The sequence below is a fragment of the Streptomyces sp. NPDC058964 genome (assembly GCF_042741275.1).
Lineage (GTDB): Bacteria > Actinomycetota > Actinomycetes > Streptomycetales > Streptomycetaceae > Streptomyces.
Genome location: NZ_JBHYKH010000916.1, coordinates 1 through 1,747, shown reverse-complemented (window position 1 = coordinate 1,747; position 1,747 = coordinate 1). Strand labels below are relative to the sequence as shown.

Annotated in this window: 2 protein-coding genes; both read right to left on the bottom strand. The window is 71.0% G+C overall.

Features of this window, described 5'->3' with window-relative positions; all coding sequences use genetic code 11:
- The coding region (locus ACFW2E_RS46370; RefSeq protein ID WP_384478067.1) for a condensation domain-containing protein at positions 1 to 1,422 on the bottom strand (1,422 nt) is incomplete at its 3' end.
- Positions 1,423 to 1,471: 49 nt separating this feature from the next.
- Entirely contained in the window at positions 1,472 to 1,684 is a 213-nt protein-coding gene (locus tag ACFW2E_RS46365) for an MbtH family protein (protein WP_384478065.1), read from the bottom strand.
- Positions 1,685 to 1,747: the final 63 nt, after the last annotated feature.

Genomic DNA, 1,747 nt, shown 5'->3' with positions numbered 1-1,747 from the left:
CCGCCCGGCCTGCGCCTCGAACAGCTCCGCGAGCGAACCCTCCGGCACCACTCCCTCGGCACCCCGACGGTCCTCCAGCAGCTCCCGCCGCTCCTCGGGCGTCACGAGGTCCAGCTCGCCGACCGGGAGGTCCGGACGGGCGAGCAGTTCGACCAGGGTCCGCAGGAACAGCCGCTGGTGGCCCTTGAGATCGTCGCGGCTGTAGAAGGCGGGGTCGGCGTCGAAGTCGACGCGCCAGCCACGTCCGTGGCCCCGGTCGTAGATGACCAGGGACAGGTGGTCGACCGGGCCGACGGAGAGGTTGTGCACCGTGGTGGGGTGTCCCGCGAAGAGCTGCTCGTGGTCGAAGAGCATGATGTTCAGCGCCGGGCCGAGGATGCTGTCGTCGCCGGCCCCGAGGCCGAGTTCGCGGCGCAGGTCCTCGTGGCGGAACCGCTGGTGCTTCAGGGCCGTGCGGACCTCCGGCCCGAGTGCGCGGACGGTCTCCTCCAGGGTGTCCTGCGGGCGCACGGCGACGCGGAGCGGGATCACGTTGGACGTCATGCCGACCGCTGCCTTGGTGGCCGGTGTGGTGCGGGCTCCCACGGGGAGCGAGAGGAGGACGTCGCTCTGACCGGTCGCCCGCCCGCAGTGGATCGCGACGGCGGCCATGACGAGGGTGGTCGGGTGGGCCCGCATCGCCCGGGCGGCCCCGCGCAGCGCGTCGACCTGGTCCTGGGGCAGGTAGCTGGTGCAGCGCAGGAACGGCTCCGTGGCACCGTCCGCGCCGCCGCCCTCCGGGCGCCCGTCGAGCCTGGTCGGCTCGGGCCGGTCGGTCAGCTTGCCGAGCCAGTACGCGCGGTCCTCCTGCCACGCTGCCGAGGCTCGGTACTCCTCGTCCGCCGCGTGGAGGTCGGGCAGGGAGCCGAGGCGGCTCTCGGCGTACTCGGTGCCTTCGACGAGAGCGGTGTAGACGTCGGCGAGCCGCTGGATGATCAGGCCCCTGGAGTGTCCGTCGATCACGATGTGGTGGTACCAGTGGCACAGGATGAACCGGTCGTCCGCGGCCTTGATGAGGGCCATGCGGTACAGCGGGCCCTTCTCCAGGTCGACCGGGCGGCCGAACTCGTCCCCGATCCAGGCCAGGGCGGCCTCGTCCGGGTCGCTCTCGGCGGAGACGTCGAGCATCACCAGCGAGGGTTCGGCCTGGGGGTCGATGAGCGCGTACCGGCCCTCGGGGTCCACGGAGCGCATCCGCAGCGCGTCGATGTCGCGCACCACCTGGCGCAGCGCGACGTCGAACAGCCGGGTGTGCACCGGGCCGTGGATCTCGACGTACTCGCCGATCTTGTATTTCTGCCGGGTCGGGTCCATCTGGTGGGCGAACCAGATGCCGGACTGGGCGGCGGACAGGGACCGACGCTGGACACGCGCTTCAGACACTACTTGTCACCCCGTAAAGATGTGGATATTGCGGCCGAGCGGAGAGCCGTCAGGACTGGGCCATCGCCTTGCGGAGGCTGCTCGGCCGCATGTCGGTCCAGTTCTCCTCGATGTGCGCGAGGCACTCCTGGCGCGGGGCCGGACCGTGCGCGGCCCGCCACCCCGCCGGAATCTCGGCGAAGGACGGCCAGAGGGAGTACTGCTCCTCGGAGTTGATCAGGACGACGTACAAGGCATCCGGGTCTTCGAACGGGTTGGTCATCGGGGCACCTTTCGTCGGAGTGTTGTCGCGGTCGCGGGGGGTTTGCGGGGTCACGGGGGAGGC

Excerpts from the sequence above, each read along its gene's own strand:
- ACFW2E_RS46365 (WP_384478065.1), bottom strand. The coding sequence starts at position 1,684 with ATGACCAACCCGTTCGAAGACCCGGATGCCTTGTACGTCGTCCTGATC.